The organism is Streptomyces luomodiensis, assembly GCF_031679605.1.
Taxonomy (GTDB): Bacteria; Actinomycetota; Actinomycetes; order Streptomycetales; family Streptomycetaceae; genus Streptomyces; species Streptomyces luomodiensis.
This window is the reverse complement of sequence record NZ_CP117522.1, coordinates 1,783,088-1,802,979: the sequence shown is the minus strand read 5'-3', so window position 1 is coordinate 1,802,979 and position 19,892 is coordinate 1,783,088. Positions and strand designations below refer to the sequence as shown.

Here is a 19,892-nt window from a genome sequence, read left to right as displayed (position 1 = left end):
TCCTTGCTTTACCTGTCCCGACGGGTAATAAAGTGTCGGACCACGTCGAGATGTTTTTGGAGGGCGCCGTGGATCTGCCTCGCTTTAAGGCACACCTTGTCCCGCAGGTCGTCAGTCCGGATCGGGTCTTCCTGGTGTCGGAGGAAGGCCACTATCTGGTGCAGGGCAAGGCGGTCGCCGAGGTGGTGCCCTTCCTGGACGGGACCCACACGATCGCCGAGATAGCCCAGAAGCTCTCCGACCGGTTCACGCTGGGTGAAGTCGTCTTCGCCATCAGCAAGTTCCAGCGCTTCCACCACCTCGCCGAAGGTCCTGTCGGGACCGACCGTGCCTCGGTCGCCTTCTGGGAGGCCCAGGGCGTGGACGCCGCCGAGGCCACCCGGCGCCTGGACGAGGCCCAGGTGGAGATCGCCTCGGTGGGTGCGGTGGACGAGGCGGAGGTGGTGGCCGCGCTGCGGACGACCGGCATCGAGGTGCGGCCGGTCACCGCCGCCGCGGCCGGTGCCACCGCTCCGACCCTGGCCGTCGTGCTCGCCGACGACTACGGCAACCCCGAACTCGCCGCCGTCGACGCCCGCCTGCGCGGGGCCGGCATCCCCTGGCTGCTGGCCAAGCCCACCGGCGCCGATGTCTGGACCGGCCCCTACCTGGTGCCGGACGTCACCGGATGCTGGCAGTGCCTGGCCCGGCGGCTGGAAGGCAATCGGCAGGTGGAGGCGTACCTCAAGCGCAAGCGGGGCGACGACGCTCCGATCCTCACCTCTGTGGCGGCCTCTCCCTGGTCGGGAGGGCTTGCGGCACAGATGGTCGTCGGCGCCGTGGCCGGCATCATCGGGGCGGAGGCGGCCGACTACCGGGGAGTCCTGATCTCGGTGCATGTCCCGACCATGCGGACCGAACGCCACCAGCTGATCCGGCAGCCGCAGTGTCCCGGCTGCGGAGACCCCTCGGTCCTGCACATCGACCCCCGGATCGAACTGACCGAGCAGGCCGTGCGGTTCAGCGCGGACGGCGGGCACCGGACGATGCGCCCCGACGACACCTACAAGCGGCTGCAGAAGCACATCAGCCGGCTGACCGGCGCCGTCAGCTCGCTGCGGCCGCTCAATGACATCGACAACGGCGTCACCTACAGCTATTCGGCCGGCCACAACTTCGCGATGCCCGGTGACAACCTCGCCATGCTGCGCCGCAACCTGCGCGGCCAGAGCGGCGGCAAGGGCCGCACCGACATCCAGGCCCGGGTCAGCGGAATGTGCGAGGCCATCGAACGGTACTCGGGAGTATGGCGCGACGACCGCCCCACCCGCCGGGCCAGCTTCGACGCGCTCGGTCCCGACCTGGCGGTGCACGCAGGCGACCTGCTGCTGTACTCCGAGGCCCAGTACGCCGGCCGGGAGGAATGGAACCGCCACGGCGCGGGCCGGCTGCACATCGTGCCGGAACCGTTCGACACCGGCCGCGAGATCGACTGGACGGCGGCGTGGTCGCTGACGCACGACCGGGAGCGACTGGTGCCGGCGGGATACGCCTGGTTCGGCCACCCCGACCTGGTGGACCACTTCTACTGTTTCAGCGACGGCAACGGCAACGCCGCCGGGAACACCCTCGAAGAGGCGATCCTCCAGGCGTTCTACGAACTCTGCGAGCGCGACGCGGTCGGCCTGTGGTGGTACAACCGCGCGCTGCGGCCCGGCTTCGATCTCGACAGCCTGCACGAGCCGTACATCGACACCCTCCGTGAGTTCTACGCCGGCATGAACCGCACCCTGGAGGCGGTGGACATCACCACCGACCTGGGCATCCCCACCTTCGCCGCGGTCTCGCGCCGGATCGACCACCCGGTGGAGGACGTGCTGCTGGGATTCGGGGCGCACCTGGACGTGCGGATCGCCGTCCTGCGGGCCCTGACCGAGGTCAACCAGTTCCTGCCGGCGGTGATCAACCGCAAGGCGGACGGGTCCACCGACTACTGGGAGGACGACCCGGACACGCTCGCATGGCTCCAGCAGGTGACGGTCGCCCAGGACCCCTGGGTCGTGCCGGCCCCGAACCTCCCCACCACCTCGGCCGGCAGCTACTCCGGCCTGTTCTCCGGCGACCTGGCCACGGACATCCGGGGCGGGGTCGAGCGGGTGCGCAAGGCCGGCCTCGAAGTGATCGTCCTCGACCAGAGCCTGCCCGACCTGGAGCTGAAGGTCGCCAAGGTCATGGTCCCGGGCATGCGCCACTTCTGGCGCCGGCTGGGTCCGGGCCGACTCTACTCCGTACCAGTGGAACTGGGCTGGCTGTCCGCGGCAACCGCCGAGGACCGGATGAACCCGCGAAGCGTCTTCTTCTGACCCGCCCCCACAAACACGCCCTCGCCCCGTTTCAGGGCTTTCCCCACCGCGGTCTCCCTGGAGATGACATGACTGGTCCCGATCCTTCCGGCGCCATCAGCAACCCCTCACCCGCCCCCGGTCCGGTGCGTGTCGGTGAACTCCTGCGGCTTCACCCGGGCGCCCGGATCGTCACCGTCCCCAGCGGCGCGACCCAGATCCTCATCGGGCAGCGCGGTACCTCGCTGGGTGCTCTGTCACCCGGACTGACGGCGGCCATGGAGCTGCTCGCCGCCCGAGCGGTCGGCAGTGACGAGCTGCTGGACGTCGTCCGGAGCCATGAGGGCGAGCTCGGCATGCTCAAGATTCCCACGCTGCTGCGGAGGCTGCGGGCGGGCGGCTGGCTCTCCGCCACCCTGGAGGTCGCGGGGTCGCCCCTGCTGACCTTCCGTCCGCTCGGCCCCGCCGTTCCGCCCGTGTCCCGGCATGACGGCGACCCGGCCGAGCTGCGGATGTCCCGCTTCGCCGTGCTGCGCGCCGATGGCACGGGCATGGTGCTGGAGTCGCCGCTGGCGCACGTCGCCGCCGAACTGCACGATCCGGCGCTCACCGGTCTGCTGGCCTCGCTGCCCGCACAGCGGGACCCTCGCGACCCCGCGGGCGCGCGGACCTACCCGGTGGACTGGCCGGAAGCGGTCCCCGCGCTGCTGAGCGCCCTGGCCCGGCACGGCTTTCTGGTTCCGCGGAGCGGCGCCGCCGAGGAAGACTTCCGCTTCGCGCAGTGGTCGCCGCACGAGCTGTGGTTCCACAGCCGTACCCGCGTCGGACGCCACGACCTGCCGTACGGCGGCACCTACTGGGCCAAGGGCTTCGCCGAGCCGCTGCCCTCGGTCCGGCCGCCCTTCGACGGCCGCTCGGTGGAGCTGCCCCGGGCGGACCTCCAGGCGCTGCGCACGAGCGACCGGACCCTCACCGAGGTACTGGAGGACCGGCGGTCGTTACGGCTGCACGACAGCGCGGCGCCGCTCACGGCCGGGCAGCTGGGCGAGTTCCTGTACCGGAGCGCACGGAACCGGGGCAGGTACGACGACGGTTCGCAGGAACTGGGCGACCGGCCCTACCCGTCCGGCGGCCGGGCGTACGAGCTGGAGATCTATCCGCTGATCCACCAGGTGGACGGTGTGGCACCGGGCCTGTACCACTACGACCCCGAGGAACACCGGCTGGAGCTGGTCGCCGAGCCCGGTCCGGCGCTGACCCGCCTGGCCGAGATGTCCCGCGCGACCGCGCAGATGTCCGCTCCGCCGCAGGTGACGCTGCTGATCACGGCACGCTTCGGGAGGGTGATGTGGAAGTACTCCTCGATGGGTTACGCCCTGGTGCTCAAACACGTGGGGGTGCTCTACCAGGTGATGTACAGCGTGGCCACCGCGATGGGGCTCGCCGGCTGCGGGCTCGGCGGCGGCGACTCCGACGCCTTCGCCGCCGCCTCCGGGGTGCCCTGGGAGAGCGAGTCGACCGTCGGCGAGTTCCTGCTCGGCAGCCGCGGAAAGGAGGGCGGCGATGGAGTTCCGGCGTAAGGCACTGGAGAACCTGCGCCAACCCGACGACCTGGACAGCCCGGTGCGCCTGACCCGGCCGCGTGCCTGGGCGGTGCTGGCGGTCGTGGGGGCGATCATCGTGGGCGGCCTGGTGTGGTCCTTCAACGGCGAACTGGCCCGGAGCGTGAGCGTGCCGGGCATCCTCACCCATCCACTGGGGGTGTCCAAGGTCGAAAGTCCGCAGAGCGGGACGGTGTCGAACGTCTTCGTCGACACCGGGGACGTGGTGACCAAGGGCGCTCGGGTGCTGTCCCTGGTCGACGCCGAAGGAGCCACCAAGACCGTCCGGGCCCCCTTCTCCGGCCGGGCGATCGCCCTGCTGGTCGGCAACGGGCAGTACGTCGCCGCGGGCGCGACGTTCATGACGGTGGAGCGCACCGACGGCAAGAACGACCGGATGGTGGCCGTCCTGTTCGCCCCCGCGGACAAGGCGGGCCTGCTGAAGATCGGCGACAGGGTGGACATGGACGTGGCGTCGGCTCCCGCGCAGGCGTTCGGCCTGATGCGCGGCCGGGTCACCGCCATGGACCCATTCCCCCAGACCGAACAGCAGGTGCAGGACTTCCTGGGCGGGAACAAACTCCTGGCCACACAACTCCTGGAGCAAGGCGGACCGATCCGGATCACCGTCGACCCGGACCGCGACGCCGACGTGCCCAGCGGTTACCGCTGGACCACAACGTCCGGACCGCCGTTCCGCATCAACTCCTGGACCCAGGTCAGCGCCATCGGCCGGCTGCCCGGTGAGCGCCCCATTGATTGGCTGCTGCCGCGATGACGACTCGATCCGTTCCCCCACAGCACACGCCGGGCCGGAAGGCCGACTCCGAGGCGGCGGGCGAACAGCCGCACCACGGGATGCGGCGCGGCCGGCGCGAGGGCCGCTCCAGAAAGCGGATGCGCGTCCGTACCCCGACCGTGATCCAGCTGGAGGCGGTCGAATGCGGCGCGGCCTCACTGAGCATGGTGCTGGGCCACTTCGGGCGGTTCGTCCCGCTGGAGGAGCTGCGGACCGCCTGCGGCGTCTCCCGGGACGGGGCCAAGGCGTCGAACCTGCTGCGAGCGGCCAGAAGCTACGGTCTGCTGGCCAGAGGCCGGCAGATGGAGGTGGAAAAACTCCGCACGCTGCGGCCGCCGACGATCCTGTTCTGGAATTTCAACCACTTCGTGGTCTACGAGGGTATGGGCACCCGGCTCGGACGGCCGGTGGTCCACCTCAACGACCCCGCCTCCGGCAAGCGCACGGTCAGCCTCGAGGAGTTCGACAACAGCTTCACCGGCATCGTCCTCACCTTCGAGCGCGGGCCGGACTTCCAGCGCGGCGGACGCCCCCCGCGCATCCTCTCGGACCTGTACGCCCGCTACAGCAGCAACGGTGGGGCACTGCTGCTCGCGCTGCTGGCCAGTATCCTGCTGATCATCCCCGGCGTGGCGGTTCCCGCGTTCACACGGGCCTTCATCGACCGGGTACTGAACAACGGCGATCACTCCTTCATCACACCGTTGATCGGCGCGATGGGCGTGGCCGCCGGGCTGACCGTCGTGCTGACCCTGCTTCAGCAGGCACATCTGCTGCGGGTGGAGTCGTCGACGGCGATCCGCAGTTCCGCCCGCGTCGTCCGGCACCTGCTGCGCCTGCCGGTGGTCTTCTTCACGCAGCGCAACCCGGCCGAGATCTCCCAGCGGGTCGCCTCCAACGACAGAGTCGCCGAGATCCTGTCCCGGGACGTGGCGACCGCGGCGGTCAGCGCGCTGCTCGTGGTGTTCTACGCGATCCTGCTGTGGACCTACGATGCCGAGTTGACCGTGATCGGCGTCGGGGTGGCCCTGCTGAACATCGTGGTGCTGCGCCTGGTGTCACGGCTCCGCAGCGACGCGGTGACCAAACTCCGGGCGGACCGGGCGCGGCTGACAGCGGCGTCGTTCAACGGCCTCCAGCTCATCGAGACGATGAAGGCGTCAGGCACCGAGAACGACTACTTCGGGCGCTGGGCGGGCTTCCAGGCCAAGGTGGTGTCCGGATCGCAGGTCCTCGGCACGCCCACCGCGCTGCTCGCCGTCGTACCACCGCTCCTGGCGGCGGTGGACAGTGGCTGCATCCTGCTGATCGGCGGTCTCAAGGCGATCGACGGGGCCATCTCCATCGGTCTGCTGGTCGCCTTCCAGACGCTGGTGACGAACTTCAGCCGTCCGGTCTCCCAGCTGACCAACCTGGGGCCGCGGGTGCAGGACGTGGCCGCCGACATCAACCGGCTCAAGGACATCGAACGGTTCCCGCTGGCCGCCGACTTCGGTGCCGTGACGCCCGGCAGCGGCCCGGCCGGCGCGCCGAAGGTCGGACCCGGCCGGGCACCGGCGCCGCAGGATCCGCCCCGGCGCCAGGCCCCGGACCGACCCGCACCCTCGCCGTCCGCGGCCTCCCGCCGGCCCACCAGCGTGGCGAGCGTGGAGCTGCGCGGTATCACCTTCGGATACAGCCCGCTGGGGGATCCGCTGCTGCGGGACTTCGATCTGAGCGTGCGGCCCGGACAGCGCGTGGCGCTGGTGGGCGGCTCGGGGAGCGGGAAGTCCACGGTGAGCCGGCTCATCGCCGGTCTGTACGAGCCGTGGTCCGGCCAGATCCTTTTCGACGGCCGGGAACGCCGGGAGTACGCCCGCGACACCCTCGGCAGCGCGGTGGCCTTCGTCGACCAGGACATCTTCCTCTTCGAGGGAACCGTCCGGGAGAACGTCACCTTGTGGGACACCTCCATCCCCGACGACAGGATCGTCGCCGCGCTGCGCGCCGCGGCCGTCTACGACGTCGTGGCCTCCCGGCCGGGCACCCTCGGCAGCTTCGTCGCCGAGGGCGGCTCCAACTTCTCCGGAGGCCAGCGGCAGCGTCTGGAGATCGCCCGCGCACTGGTCCGCGGGCCCAGCGTCATGGTGCTCGACGAGGCCACGAGCGCCCTGGACGCGGAGACCGAGAAGCGCATCGACGACAACCTCCGCCGGCTCGGCTGCGCTTGCGTGATCATCGCCCACCGGCTGTCGACGATCCGGGACAGCGACGAGATCCTGGTACTGGATCACGGCCGGGTCGTGCAGCGCGGCACGCATCACACCCTTGTCGGGGCGGAGGGACTGTACGCCGACTTGATCCGGGAGCAATGAAGCAGTGACCACATCCCACTTCCCGATCTGGTCCGGCTCGGAAGCGATGGATTTCTCCGAGCTCGCCGCGATCCTCGGTCCTCGGACAGAGGGCGTCTTCGCACTGGACGACCCCGGGCGCCTGTGGTTCGTCACCGAGGGCATGCTGGACCTCTTCGCCGTCAGCGAGGAGGACAGCGGACGCTGGACCTTCCTGTGCCGCGTCGGGACCGGCACCGTACTGTGCGGCGGCCGGTCGGACGGGCCGGTCCTCGTCGGCAAACCGCTGCCCGGCGGAGCCGTGCGCGACGGCACGCTGGTCGACGCGCTCTCCGTCGTGCGTCGCACTGCCGGACACGGCGCCTGGCCGCGCGACGGCGGGCCGGGAAGCCGGCTGGCGGCGCAACTGGCGGCCGGACTGGACGCCGGGTTCGTGGCACTGGCCGACGCCGTGCGGACCGAGTTGCCGCCGAGGGAATTCGTTCCGCTGGAAACGGACAGCGCCGGCGGGGTGTCCCGGCCTTCGCGCCGCACCCGGCTGCCGGCCGGGTCCATGGCACGCTCGGTCGACGGCGCGGTCTGGATCCAGGTCCTCCAGGGTTCGGTCGGACTGGCGCTGACCGACGTCAACGAGGCCGACGCGCGCTCCCGGCCCGCCGCCACCCCACCATCCCCACCGCCCCCACCACCCCCACCACCCCCACCACCCCCACCAGCCCCGTCACCCCCGCCGTCCCCACCGTCCGCATCCGACGCGTTCGCCACATCCGGCTGGCCCGGCCGAGGCACCACGAAACGGTTCCTGGTCACCGAGGCGGACTGGGTGCGCTCTCCCAAGGGCGCGGTGGTGGGCGTACTGCGCACCGCGGAGGTCATGGCCGACCCGGACTTCGCCCACGAGGTCCTGTCCCAGCAGCGCCTTCTCATGCGACGGCTGACCGATCGGATGATCAGCCGGCGGTCCACGGCCCGCCGCGAGATGCGACAGCGCCGGAAACTGGACGCCGAGACGCTACAGCGCTCCTCCCGCGCTCTGACGGCCGTGCTCGACCCGTTCGGGCTGTCGGGGGACGGCGACTTCGACCCGTCCGACCAGGACACCTATCTGGCGGTGGCCCGCATCGTCGGGCACGCCTCGGGCGTCGACATCACCCGCGCCTCCACGTCGGAGGCCTCCGACGCCCGGCTGGGCCCCGTGGAGCGGATCGCGGTGTCCTCGCGTTTCCGCACCCGGCAGATCCGTCTGGACGGCAGATGGTGGCGCACGGACCTGGGGCCGCTGTTCGCCCACCTCGGTCCGGATACCACCGGTGGACCGGGGGGCCCGCCGGGCGACGCCGTCACCAAGCGCACCCCGGTGGCGCTGATCTGGCGGCGGGGCCGGTACGAGGCCCGGCAGCCCGGCGGCAAGGCCGTGCGGGTCGGCCGTGCCTACGCCGCACGGCTGGAGAACACCGCGTGGATGTTCTACCCGCCGCTGCCGGACGAACCCCTGAGCCGGGGCGCGCTGGTCCGGTTCGGTCTGCGCGGCAGCGCGCGGGACGCGGGGGTGATGGTCGGACTCGGACTGGCCGCGGCACTGCTCGGACTGCTGGTTCCGGTGCTCACCGGTAAGGTGCTCGGCGACCTGGTGCCCCGTGCCGATCGGGGGCCGGTGACGCAGGTGTGCGTGGTCCTGTTCACCGCGGCGGTGTTCTCGGCGGTGCTGTCGGCGGTCCAGAACCTGTCGCTGCTGCGGTTGGAAGGGCGCTTCGAGGGGCGGGCGCAAGCCGCGGTGTGGGACCGGCTCCTGCGGCTCCCCACCGCGTTCTTCACCAAGGTCTCCACCGGAGAGCTGAGCAATTCCGCGATGGGTGTCAGCACCATCCGGGAGGTGCTGTCCGGCATCACCAACCAGGTGGTACTGGGCTGCCTGCTGTTCGTCACCAACATGAGTCTGCTGTTCTTCTACAGCGTCCCGCTGGCCTTGATGGCGCTGGCCCTGGCACTCGCCGGTGGCGGGGTCTGCCTGGTGGTGGGGATCAAGCAGACCACATGGCAGCAGCGACTGACCGAGCACGACCACAAGCTGGCCGGAACCCTTTTCCAGATGCTCGGCGGTCTGTCCAAGCTGCGCGTCGCCGTGGCGGAGGACCGGGCGTACGCCCACTGGGCTCTGGGATTCGCCCAGTCCCGGCGGCTGTCCTCCCGCGCGCGCCGCTTGCAGAACGTGGTCACCGTCTTCAACTCCGGGTATCTGCTGGTGTGTTCGCTGCTGCTGTTCGCGCTCGTCGGCGGCCCGGCCAGCCACCAGCTCTCCGTCAGCGATTTCCTGACGTTCAACAGTGCCTACGGCATGATGCTGGCGGCCTGTGTCCAGGTCACCGGGAGTATCACCATGGCGTCAGCCGTGATACCGCTCTTCGACGGCCTGCAACCGGTGATCTCCGAGGTGCCGGAGGTGTCGGCCACCAAGGAGTCGCCCGGCGACCTGTACGGCGAGATCGAGGTCAGCAACGTCAGCTTCCGCTATCACGACGACCAGCCGCCGGTGCTGCACGATGTCAGCTTCCAGGCGCGGCCGGGGGAGTTCGTCGCCATCGTGGGGCCGACGGGGTGCGGGAAGTCGACGCTGCTCAGGCTGCTCATCGGTTTCGACGAGCCCACCACCGGAGCGGTCCTGTACGACGGCATGGACCTGTCGTCGCTCGACGTGACGGCCGTCCGCCGACAGTGCGGTGTCGTGCTGCAGAACGGAAACCTGTTCGCCGGCAGCGTCCTGTCCAACATCTGCGGCATGGGCAACTACTCGCTCGACGAAGCGTGGGAGGCCGCCGAGATGGCCGGACTCGACGAGGATCTCGGACGGATGCCGATGGGCATGCACACCGTCCTTTCCGAAGGGGCGACGACGCTGTCGGCCGGCCAGCGACAGCGGCTCATGATCGCCCGTGCGCTGATCGGCCGGCCCCGCATCCTCTTCTTCGACGAGGCCACCAGCGCGCTGGACAACCGCACCCAGGAGATCGTCACGCAGAGCATGCGGCGGCTGAACGCGAGCCGCATCGTGATCGCCCACCGGCTGTCGACGGTGATGCGGGCGGACCGGGTGCTGGTCCTGGACGCCGGCCGGCTCGTGCAGGCCGGCAGTCCCGACGAACTGCTGAAGGACAAGGACGGCATGTTCTACCGCCTCGTCCAGCGGCAGATGTCCTGATCCACCGCTGCCCCGCGGCCCGCCCGGTACCGCGGGCCGCAACAGGTCGTGCCGGGCGCACGACCCCCGACCCGCCGCTTCGAAGGAGACGTGTCATGCTCCGCCCCACCCGGTCCGACGCCATCCCGACGGCCGGCTCCGACGACCGCCCCCCAGGGCCGGCGGAGGACCTGGCGCTGGCCGGCATCCGCGCGGACCCGCTCACCTTCCTCCAGGACCTGGTCACCGAGTACGGCGACCTCTGCAGCCATCGCACCCGCGGCCAGACCGTGTGGTTCGCCAATACGCCCGAACTCGCCCGGCACATCCTGAAGGACAACTACACCAACTACACCAAGGCCGGGACGCCGGACGACTTCATGCTGACCCCTCTGCTCGGAAAGGGGCTGCTCACCAGCAACGGCGCGCAGTGGGAGCGGCAGCGGCGACTGTGCGCGCCGTCCTTCCGGCGGGTGGCGGTGGAGTCGTTCGACGGCCTGATGGTCGAGGCGGCTCTCGACCTGGCCACCGCCTGGGGCGAGGCGGCCGACCGGGGCGATGCCGTCCGGGTGGACCACGACTTCACCTCACTCACCCTGCGGGTGGTGGCCTCCGCGCTGCTCGGCTCCGAACTGACCGCGGCCGGACGTGGTTTCGGGCAGGCGGTCGACGACATCAACCGGTTCATCGGGCACTTCGACGGGACCCCGCCCCAGGACGAGGACGTCCGGGCCCGGCTCCGGGCGTACACGGGCGCGAAGGGCTTCCTGGACAGGGTGGTCGGCACCATGATCGGGGCCCGGCGGCTGACCGGCCCCCATGGGCACCCCGGGGACCTGCTGGACGCGATGCTGGGCGCCCGGGACGAGCACGGCGACGCCCTCTTTGACCAGGAGGTGCACGACCAGGTCCTGACCATGGTCATGGCCGGTCACGAGACCACCGCGAAGGCCCTCAGCTGGACGCTCCACCTGCTCGACCGGTACCCCGAGCACGCGGCGCGGGTGCGCACCGAGATCGACCGGGTCCTGGGTACCCGGCTGCCGACCGCCGCGGACCTGTCCGAGCTGGTCCATACCCGGCAGTGTCTGGACGAGGCCATCCGCCTGTTCCCGCCGGTGTGGCTGATCTCCCGGCTCGCGGTGAACGACGACCTCCTCGGCGGGTTCCGTATCCCCGCCGGCACGCTGGTGTGCATCAGCCCCTGGACGCTGCACCGGCATCCGGAGTACTGGGAGGCGCCCGAGGAGTACCGGCCCGAGCGCCGGCACAGCCGGGCGGGGCACTCGTACCTGCCGTTCGGCGGTGGCCCCCGGGTCTGCATCGGACAGGCCTTCGCCACGACGGAGGCGATGCTCGTCCTCACGGTCGTCCTCCAGCGGCTCCGGCTGACCCGGGCACCCGGCACCACGGTCGTCCCCGAGGCGCTGGTCACCTTGCGTCCGCGGGACGGTCTGCTGATGCGGGTGGAGCGGCGCCATGGGTGAGGCGGGACAGCCGGTGACGCCAGGCGCTCACAGCTACCGCCCCGAAAGGGAACTGGGCGGATTCGAGCAGGAGGTCGAGCGCTTGGCCCACCAGGCCACGCTGACCTGGGCGCACGAGTGGCGCATCCTCCAGCCGCTGGCGCCCTCCGGCGGTGGGGCGGTGCTGGACGCGGGCTGCGGAAACGGCGCGGTGACCGCCGAACTGAGCGCCGCGCTGCCGGAATCCCGAGTCGTCGGACTGGACGCGCACCCCGGACTCCTGGACCGGGCGCGCGCCCGCGCGGCGGCCGGAGCGGAACTGGAGCTGCTCCTGGGCGACATCGGCGACACACCGTTCGCGGACGCGACGTTCGACATGGTGCTGTCCAGGTACGTCTTCCAGCACCTGCGGGAGCCGGTCGCCGCGGCACGGGAGCTGCGCCGGGTCCTGCGGCCGGGCGGGCACCTCGTCGTGATCGACGTCGATGCCGGGTTGTGGGGGACGGCGGAGCCCGACCTGTCGGGCTTGGCCCAAGAGGCGTACCGCGCACTCGGCGCGGCGCAGTCCGCGGCCGGCGGGGACCGGCTGATCGCCCGGCGCCTGCCCCGCGTGCTCAGGGACGCCGGCTTCACCGACGTGACCGTGCGGCCGTTCGCCTACACCAGCGACGAAGTGGGGCTCGCGGCCCTGGCGCCGCAATTGTCCCCGGAGCGGCTGCTGCCGCTGGTCGAGCGGGGCGCGGTCGGCATGACGGCGTATCTCCGGGCGATGACCGCCTGGCAGAGCTTCGTGGCCGGTGACGGCTTCGTGCTGCTGCTGGGGTTCGCCGTGGTGGGGCGCCGCTAGGGCGTGTTGCGAAAGTCCCGCCTGCCCCGCGACGCCTGGCACGCGCGCTCGCCGCGTTGTCGGGATCGTCCGAGTAGGCCCACTACGAGGACGACCCTCCGCCTTGCGATCACACGCACCAGACGCCGCGGGGCCCGCCCTCCGGGCGGACGGCGCTACTTTCGAAACACGCCCTAGGCCCGGACGTCTCCACCGGCCGGCCGGGCGCACGCCTCAGCACTCGTGGCGCAGCACCGCGCCCAGGGCGTCGGGCAGGGCGTTCCGTCCGCGGATGGACAATTTGCTGTAGACATGCGTGAGATGGACCTCGACGGTGCGCGGGGTGATGTGCAGCAGATCGGCGATGCTCTTGTTGGTTCTCCCCCGGGCAGCGTGTATGGCGATACGACGCTCGGTCGGTGTGAGGGCCGGGAGCCCGGACACCGGGGTGCGCCGAAGCCGTCCCCCCGAGGCGAGCAGCGATTGGTGCGCCTCGGCGGTGAGCGACCGCGCGCCCGACTCCTCGGCGAGCAGCATTCCCCTGTGCAGCGCCTGCCGGGCATGGGCGTAAGCACCGTTGCGCCCCTGCGCCTGGCCCGCCGCGACGAGGGAAAGCGCCAGCTGGAGCCGGGCGTCGGTCTGCTCGAGCAGGGACACGGACTCGGCCAGCGCGCGCTCCGCCGCCGCCCCCGAGCTCACTGCCCCCAGCGAGCGCAACGACTGGCCGATGACCGCCGGATTGCCCCAGCGCCGGGCCAGTTCGACCTCCGTCTCCGCGAGCCGACGGGCCTCCGCGTCGTTTCCGAGCCGTTTCCACGCCAGCGCGGCGCAGCCGCGCCAGGCACTCAGAGCGGGGTTGACGATCTCCAGTGCCTCCAGCCGGTGCCCGCACTCCAGCAGGTCGGCGAGTGCGCCCCGGAGGTCACCCGAGTGCAGGCGCAACATACCCCGGATGCCCAGGGCGCTTGCGGGCAGATCGTGGAGCCCTTGGAGGAGGCCGACGGACTCCTCGCAGTGACCCATGGCCCCGCGCACCCGGGCGACCTCGGTCACCGCGACGGCATGGCAGCTCTTCACCTCATGATGGGCGGTGGTGAGGGCCAGCGCCCACTTGGCCTCGGTGAGCGCCAGGGACAGATCTCCCAGCCGCACCGCGATCTCGGCGCGCTGGCAATGAGCGATCACCCGGGGGAAGAGCGCGTCCTGGTCCAGCGCTGTGGTCAGCATGTGATCGGCCCAGCGCTGCGCCTCACGCAGATGCCCTGCCCACGTCAGTACGGTGATACATCGCAGCAGCAGCACCAGCGAGGCGCTGTCCGCCGGCCGCTCGCCCGCCAGCGCCCGGTGCACCAGCTCCAGCGGGACGTCGCGGGGCTCGGACCGGCAGGCCAGATCGCCGGCGATGGCTGCCAGCAGCTCCCGCTCGCCGGGAGTGACGCCGAGTGTGTGGCTCAGGGCGGGCCGGTCGGGCGCCGCCACGACCGGCGCCCTTCCCCCCTCGGGCACCGTACTGGTCAGGGACTGCACGCTCAGGCTCAGCTCCGTATCGGCGAGCTCGGCGAACGCCTTCTCGTCGACATGGGCGAGTACGGTGCGGGGCGGGCGCAGCGCCGACTCGGCGCTGCCCTGCCGCAGGACCCGTGCGTAGGCGCGTTCCACGATCGCCGCCGCCTGGCGCGCCGGATCGGAGAAGAGGCGGACCGCCTCGTCCAGATGGCGGTCGGCGGCCGCGGGCGCGAAGAGCACCTCGGCGCGGCCCAGCAGCCAGAGCACCTCCGCGCGCTCTTCCTCCGGGATCCAGTCCCGGAGCACCCGCCACGCGTACTCGGCACACGTCTTGGGGTCGCCCGCCTTCAGGGCGTCGTCCGCGGCGTTCTTCAGGACACCGCACGCCCACGCGTCCTCGGCCACGTCGGCCTGCAGCAGGTGCTCGGCGACCTGCGGCAGCGGCGCCCCCAGGTCGTTCAGCCGCCGGGCGGCCCGCATGTGCAGCGCGCGCCGCGCATCGGCGGACATGTCCCGGTGGATCAGCCTCCACAGCTCGGCATTGGTGAAGCGGTACCGCTCGGGGGTGCCCGTCGGGCGAAAGACCCCCACCCGGGTCAGCTCGGCGGTGAGTCCCCAGATCGTGTCCCCGTACAGGTTGAGCATGTCCGCGATCACCGCGCAATCGCCTTCTTCGCCGAGTACCGCGGCGACCTCGGCGACCTCGCGGAGGGTGGCGGGCTGGCGTAGCAGCCGGGCGGCGGCGGCCTCGGCCTGTAGCCGCTCACCGCATCGCCGCACCCGGTCGACCTGCGACGCCCGAGGGGGCACGGCGTCGGCGGTCAGGGACGCCAGCAGCTTTTCCAGACGGGAGGGACGCCCGTGGGTGGCCTCGGCACAGGCCTGTACGAACTCGTCGTCGCAGCCCTGCCCGGAATAGGCGGTCTCGACCATGTCGCGCACGCTGTGAGCGGAGAGCGGGGAGAGGGTGAGGGACTGACATCGGTCGCACTTGGAGATGTCGTCGATCAGTGTGCGGTCGACCGGGGTTTCGTCCGTACGGTAGGCCAGGATCAGCAAGACCGGCAGATGGTGCAGGCGGCGTACCAGAAAGCCGAAACAGCGCAGCGAGGTCTCGTCCATCCACTGGATGTGATCGACGATGACGACCAGCGGATGCCGGCGGGCGCCCTGTGTGAAGCCTTCCCACAGGGCTTCGAAGAGCTGATGGTCGAAGGGGCCGGTGCCGTCGGATATTCCGCTGAGCGGTTCCTCGCCCTCGATGTTCTCGTCCCGGCCGGCGACCTTGAGCGAGGCGGCCCGCAGCTGGCGGACGACCGCGAACCGACGGTGGGCGTCCGAAGGGGAACACGACAGGCTCCAGACCATGCTGCCCAAGCGCCGCACGCGTTCGGCCACCTCGCCCAGGAGCGCGGAACAGCGCATTCCCGAGACGGACCGGACCAGGACGGCATTGCCCATGCCCGCCCTGGCACTGCGCGCGCGTGATAACAGATCCGCGAGTTCCGACACACGTTCAGGCTGCACGTCCCCTCCTCGCTTGGTGTTTTGCCGACCTTGCCGTCCGGTCCGGATCGATGGACCGTTCTCTTTCCGCCCGTGGTCCTGGCCAGGCGCGTTGGCACCGTCCGCAGGAAGGGTCCGGCGCGGCCTGTGCCGCGGTCATCGTCTCCACGGGCGGCGCGAGCTACCGCGGGGTGAGGTTCGTCCGGAAGCAGCAGCCATCAGCGCGGGAGATTTCCCGACCAGGGTCTCCCGCGACGGGCTTTAGCGGTCGGCGCCCTGCACGGCCATACTCAGGGCGCCAGACGGCGGCGTCGCGCAATCCGCGTACACCACGGGGCCACCAGGACCTCTTCGACCATCGGCGACCGCGGGTGCTGCGATCTCACTGAAGGCGGGCACGATTCCCGCAAAGGTCAATGTCGATCGCTTACGCAACACATTTCCCCCCTGATTGATGATCTGCGCCATCCTATTGACGGCCCTTGGCGCCAAGAAGCGCGAAATAGGCCATTTCGGTTATGAGGTGGATGGGGTCATCATGTTTTCCCGTGATGCGTGGGAGGACGGTGGCCGACGGGCCGGTCGGCCCGCCGGCCACCGGCTAGGGCGACAACGCGGCGAGCGCGCGTGCCAGGCGTCGCGGGCAGGCGGGACTTTCGAACCACGCCCTAGGCCCGCCGCACCCGCAAGGTCACGATCTCGAACGGTCGGAACGTGATGTCCACCGGCTCCCCCGCGTCCCAGGAAGCGGACCGCACCGCGGAGTTGCCCACGGTGGCGGGCTCGCGCTCCAGGAGGTCGGTCGTCCAGGCGCGGGCGTAGGGCTCGGACACCTCGACGCGGGCCCGCGCACGGCCGCCCCTGGCCTCATAGAGGCGTACCACGAGGTCCCCGGAGCGATCCTCGGCGAGCTTGACCGCCTCGACCACGACCGCTGCGCCCTCGGCGAAGGGCGCCGGCTCGTCGGGCACCTCCCACGCCGTCACGTCGAGCGCGATATGACGGCGCTCTACGGCGGGTGCCACGCGCTCCCGCACGAAGCGCTCGATGCGCATCTCGATCTGGGCGGTGGTGTCGTGCATATGTCCTCCCGACGGGCTTCACGGTCTGTGCGGGCTGCCGCCGGCCGGTGCCGGCCGTGCGGTGGGGAAAGCTGTCCCAGGGCGGGGTGGCGAGGCGGGGGAGCCGGGCCGGCCCCCCGGTGCGCGGTGTGTCAGCCGGTCCAGCGTGCCGCCCAGTCCGTGAGTTCCGCGCGCATCCGCTGGAAGCGTTCCGGGTGGGTCCGCGACAGGTCGCGCTGCTCGCCGGGGTCCTCGTCGAGGTCGTAGAGCCCTTCGGGCACGACGACGTCCGCCTCCAGGCTGTCGCAGGCGTTCAGTACGACCTTCCAGCGGCCGTGGCGCACCGCCAGTTGGCCGTCGTGCTTCCAGAACAGCCGGCGGTCGGGCCCGGTCGTGCCACTGGCCAGCTGCGGCAGCAGGGAACGGCCGTCGATCGTCTCGTCCGCCGGCGCCGTTCCGTCGACAGCCTCCAGGACGGTGGGCACGACGTCGGCCATGAAGCCGACGAGGTCGCTGGACTGCCCCGCGGGCAGTCGAGCCGGCCACGAGATGATCGTGGGCACCCGGATGCCGCCTTCGAGGAGCGAGCCCTTGTGGCCGCGCAGGCCGCCCGCCGAACCGCCGTTGTAGGAGATCTCTTCCCCGTTCAGCCAATTGCGTTCCTCGATCGAGGGGCCGTTGTCGGAGGAGAAGAGGACGATCGTGTTCTCCCGCAGGCCGAGCGATGCGAGCGTGCCGAGGATCTCGGCGATGCCGTCGTCCATGGCCTTCACCATGGCCGCCATCATCTGCCGTCCCTCCGGGAGGTGGGCGAACTGCGCGACGTATTCGGCGGGCGCGTGCATCGGGTAGTGCGGCGCGTTGAACGGCACGTAGCAGAAGAACGGCCGGTCGGCGTTGCGCGTGATGAAGTCGGCGGCCCGGCGTGCGATGACGGTGGTGAGGTACTCGCCGTTGAGCCAGACCTCGTCCTCGCCCTCCCACAGATCGTGCAGGGGGTTGTGCTGCTCGCCCCAGTAGTAGATGTGCGAGTAGTAGTCGACGCAGCCGGCGAGGAAGCCGAAGTGCTCGTCGAAACCGCGCTTGAGCGGCCCGTAGTCGGGGTCGACGCCGAGGTGCCACTTGCCGAAGATGCCGGTGGCGTAGCCGCGTTCGCCCAGGGAACTGGCGAGCGTCGACTGCGGCGGTAGTCCGGCGGTGTGCCGCGACCCACCGAGGATCGACTCCACACCGGCGTGGGCGGGGTGCCTGCCGGTGAGCAACGCCGCCCGCGACGGTGAGCAGACCGGCGAGTTGGAGTACCACTGCGGCAGGCGGACACCGGAGGCGGCGAGCCCGTCGAGTGCCGGGGTGTCGAAGTCCTCGGCACCGAAACAGCCGAGGTCGCCCCAGCCCAGATCGTCGGCGTAGATGATGACCACGTTCGGCCGGTCGGCACGTGGGGGAACTGCGGTCGGTCGGGTGTTGATCGGATTCATTCCTTGACGCTCCCAGCGGCCATTCCGGCGACGAGACGTTTCTGGACAACGGAGAAGAGCACGATGGTGGGGATCGTCGACACGGTCGCGGCGGCCATGATCATGCCCCAGTCGCTCGCGTACTCCCCGAAGAACGACGACAGTCCGACCTGGACGGTCTTCAGGTCGTCGCTGGTCATCAGCACGCTCGCGAAGAAGTACTCCTCCCAGGTCGCGATGAAGGTCGTAACGACGACCGTGGCGATGCCCGGCAGCGCGATCGGGAAGATCACGCGGAAGACGATGCCCACGGTCGAGCAGCCGTCGACGCGCGCCGCCTCGTCGAGCACGACGGGGATCGTGTTGAAGTAGCCCAGCGTCAGATAGATCGCGAGCGGCAGCGTCATGGCGACGTACACGATGACCAGGCCCACATAGGAGTTGAGCAGGCCGACCTCGCCGAGGGCGATGTAGAGCGGCGTGATCAGCACGACGAAGGGCAGCAGCTGCGTGGCGAGCACGACGGCCAGGACGGTGCCGCGCAGCCGGAAGCGGAACCGCGAGAGGCCGTACGCCGCGAGACAGGCGAGCACGATCGTGCAGGCCGTGCTCACGGCGGAGACGAGCAGGCTGTTCAGCAGGTACCGGCCGAAGTGGGAACCGGAGAACAGCCTTCCGTACGCGCCGAATCCCAGCCCGTCGAAGTACTGGCTCCACGGGGTCCTGGCCGCGAGCGCCGTCGTGGGCCGGAGCGAGGTGAGGACCATCCACAGCACGGGGAAGACCAGCACGAAGAGGATGAGAGACGTCGGCACGATGACCAGCAGGTCCCGTGCGCGCCGCCGATCCCGGTCGCGCCGGACGACCTGTTCCTCCCCGGCCGCCCGGCCGGCCGCCTTCGTCGTCACGTCGGCAGTCACGCGGACCGTCCTTCCCGGTCGCTCGTCACGCGCAGGTACACCAGCGCGAAGACGCCCATCACCGCGGTCATCACGATGCCGATGGCGGCTCCCTGGCCGAGTTCGTTGCTCACGAACGCGGAGGAGTACAGCTGTGTCGCGAGCACCTGTGTGTAGGTGCCGGGGCCGCCGCCCGTGGTGAGCCAGACGTAGACGAAGTTGTTGAACGTCTGGATCACGGTCATGAGGACGACGACGATCATCACGGGGCGCAGATGGGGCAGCGTCACGTACCGGAAGGACTGCCGGCGTCCGGCCGAGTCGAGCGCGGCGGCCTCGTACTGCTCCTGCGGGATCGATTGCAGGCCCGCCATGAAGACGATCACGACGAAGGGCAGTTCGCGCCAGACGACGATGGCGGCCACCGCCCACCACGCCGTGCTGGTCTGAGCGAGGAAGGCCTCGCCTTTGTCCAGGATGTGCATGCTGACCAGGAACTGGTTGAGAACACCGGTGTTGGCGTCGAAGATCCACTTCCAGCAGGCCACCGCGACGACCGGCGGCACCATCCACGGGACCAGGACCAGCGTGCGGGCGATGCCGCGCAGCCGCCAGCGGTGCAGCACCCGGCTCTGGAGCAGCAGCGCGAGCGCGAGGCCGAGGACGAGGCGGACCACCACGGTCAGGGCCGTGAGCCAGAAGACCGTGTTGAAGGCGGCGGAGCCGATCTCGGGGTCGGTGAAGATCGACTCGAAGTTGTCCCAGCCCACCCACTCGGCGTCGCTGGGCAGGTCGTACGGCGTGAGCTTCTGGAACGCCAGCACGACGTTGTAGACGCTCGGGAAGAGGAAGAGCACGGCTATGACGACGAGCGCCGGGATCGTCAGTACGTAGGGCCGACGGGCCGTGGGACGGGAGACCGGACGGGAAATCATCGGACGC

Annotated in this window: 12 protein-coding genes; 7 read left to right on the top strand and 5 right to left on the bottom strand. The window is 70.6% G+C overall.

The genetic code is table 11. From position 1 onward, the window contains the following. The first annotated feature begins 68 nt into the window (after positions 1–68). From PS467_RS07520 to PS467_RS07490, 7 genes are all read left to right on the top strand, one after another. A complete protein-coding gene (locus PS467_RS07520) occupies positions 69–2,342 on the top strand; it encodes a TOMM precursor leader peptide-binding protein (RefSeq protein WP_311034566.1) in 2,274 nt (757 codons plus the stop codon). A gap of 68 nt (positions 2,343–2,410) precedes the next feature. Then, positions 2,411–3,901: a SagB family peptide dehydrogenase gene (locus PS467_RS07515; protein ID WP_311034565.1), complete on the top strand. Its 1,491-nt coding sequence runs from the start codon at positions 2,411–2,413 to the stop codon at positions 3,899–3,901. Continuing rightward, positions 3,885–4,700 carry a biotin/lipoyl-containing protein gene (locus PS467_RS07510; RefSeq protein ID WP_311034564.1) on the top strand — a complete coding sequence of 272 codons (816 nt, stop codon included), beginning with the start codon at positions 3,885–3,887 and terminating at the stop codon, positions 4,698–4,700. The genes PS467_RS07515 and PS467_RS07510 overlap by 17 nt, the downstream gene beginning before the upstream one ends. After that, positions 4,697–7,075 carry an NHLP family bacteriocin export ABC transporter peptidase/permease/ATPase subunit gene (locus tag PS467_RS07505; RefSeq protein ID WP_311034563.1) on the top strand — a complete coding sequence of 793 codons (2,379 nt, stop codon included), beginning with the start codon at positions 4,697–4,699 and terminating at the stop codon, positions 7,073–7,075. The genes PS467_RS07510 and PS467_RS07505 overlap by 4 nt, the downstream gene beginning before the upstream one ends. Positions 7,076–7,079: 4 nt before the next feature. After that, positions 7,080–10,250, top strand: coding sequence for an NHLP bacteriocin export ABC transporter permease/ATPase subunit (locus PS467_RS07500; RefSeq protein WP_311034562.1), 3,171 nt, complete (start codon positions 7,080–7,082; stop codon positions 10,248–10,250). A gap of 95 nt (positions 10,251–10,345) precedes the next feature. Next, complete coding sequence (locus PS467_RS07495; protein ID WP_311034561.1) at positions 10,346–11,716, top strand: cytochrome P450; 1,371 nt, start codon at positions 10,346–10,348, stop codon at positions 11,714–11,716. Further along, the gene (locus PS467_RS07490; protein ID WP_311034560.1) at positions 11,709–12,542 is read left to right on the top strand and encodes a methyltransferase domain-containing protein; all 834 of its coding nucleotides are present in this window, start codon (positions 11,709–11,711) and stop codon (positions 12,540–12,542) included. The genes PS467_RS07495 and PS467_RS07490 overlap by 8 nt, the downstream gene beginning before the upstream one ends. A gap of 213 nt (positions 12,543–12,755) precedes the next feature. Here PS467_RS07490 and PS467_RS07485 read toward each other — a convergent pair whose 3' ends face one another. The 5 genes from PS467_RS07485 to PS467_RS07465 form a co-directional block, all read right to left on the bottom strand. Beyond that, the gene (locus PS467_RS07485) at positions 12,756–15,554 is read right to left on the bottom strand and encodes an ATP-binding protein (RefSeq protein WP_311034559.1); all 2,799 of its coding nucleotides are present in this window, start codon (positions 15,552–15,554) and stop codon (positions 12,756–12,758) included. A gap of 647 nt (positions 15,555–16,201) precedes the next feature. Continuing rightward, entirely contained in the window at positions 16,202–16,615 is a 414-nt protein-coding gene (locus tag PS467_RS07480; RefSeq protein ID WP_311034558.1) for a glycosyl hydrolase-related protein, read from the bottom strand. Positions 16,616–16,746: 131 nt separating this feature from the next. Continuing rightward, positions 16,747–18,072, bottom strand: a complete 1,326-nt coding sequence (locus PS467_RS07475) for a sulfatase-like hydrolase/transferase (protein ID WP_311034557.1) — start codon at positions 18,070–18,072, stop codon at positions 16,747–16,749. Continuing rightward, positions 18,069–18,971 (bottom strand): carbohydrate ABC transporter permease, encoded by a 903-nt coding sequence (locus PS467_RS07470; RefSeq protein ID WP_311034556.1) that lies wholly within the window; start codon positions 18,969–18,971, stop codon positions 18,069–18,071. The genes PS467_RS07475 and PS467_RS07470 overlap by 4 nt, the downstream gene beginning before the upstream one ends. Then, positions 18,968–19,885, bottom strand: coding sequence for a carbohydrate ABC transporter permease (locus PS467_RS07465; protein WP_311034555.1), 918 nt, complete (start codon positions 19,883–19,885; stop codon positions 18,968–18,970). The genes PS467_RS07470 and PS467_RS07465 overlap by 4 nt, the downstream gene beginning before the upstream one ends. Positions 19,886–19,892: the final 7 nt, after the last annotated feature.

Bases quoted from the DNA above. Each gene is read 5' to 3' on its own strand.
- PS467_RS07515 (WP_311034565.1), top strand. From the start codon at position 2,411: ATGACTGGTCCCGATCCTTCCGGCGCCATCAGCAACCCCTCACCCGCC.
- PS467_RS07510 (WP_311034564.1), top strand. From the start codon at position 3,885: ATGGAGTTCCGGCGTAAGGCACTGGAGAACCTGCGCCAACCCGACGAC.
- PS467_RS07505 (WP_311034563.1), top strand. From the start codon at position 4,697: ATGACGACTCGATCCGTTCCCCCACAGCACACGCCGGGCCGGAAGGCC.
- PS467_RS07495 (WP_311034561.1), top strand. From the start codon at position 10,346: ATGCTCCGCCCCACCCGGTCCGACGCCATCCCGACGGCCGGCTCCGAC.
- PS467_RS07490 (WP_311034560.1), top strand. From the start codon at position 11,709: ATGGGTGAGGCGGGACAGCCGGTGACGCCAGGCGCTCACAGCTACCGC.
- PS467_RS07480 (WP_311034558.1), bottom strand. From the start codon at position 16,615: ATGCACGACACCACCGCCCAGATCGAGATGCGCATCGAGCGCTTCGTG.
- PS467_RS07475 (WP_311034557.1), bottom strand. From the start codon at position 18,072: ATGAATCCGATCAACACCCGACCGACCGCAGTTCCCCCACGTGCCGAC.
- PS467_RS07465 (WP_311034555.1), bottom strand. From the start codon at position 19,885: ATGATTTCCCGTCCGGTCTCCCGTCCCACGGCCCGTCGGCCCTACGTA.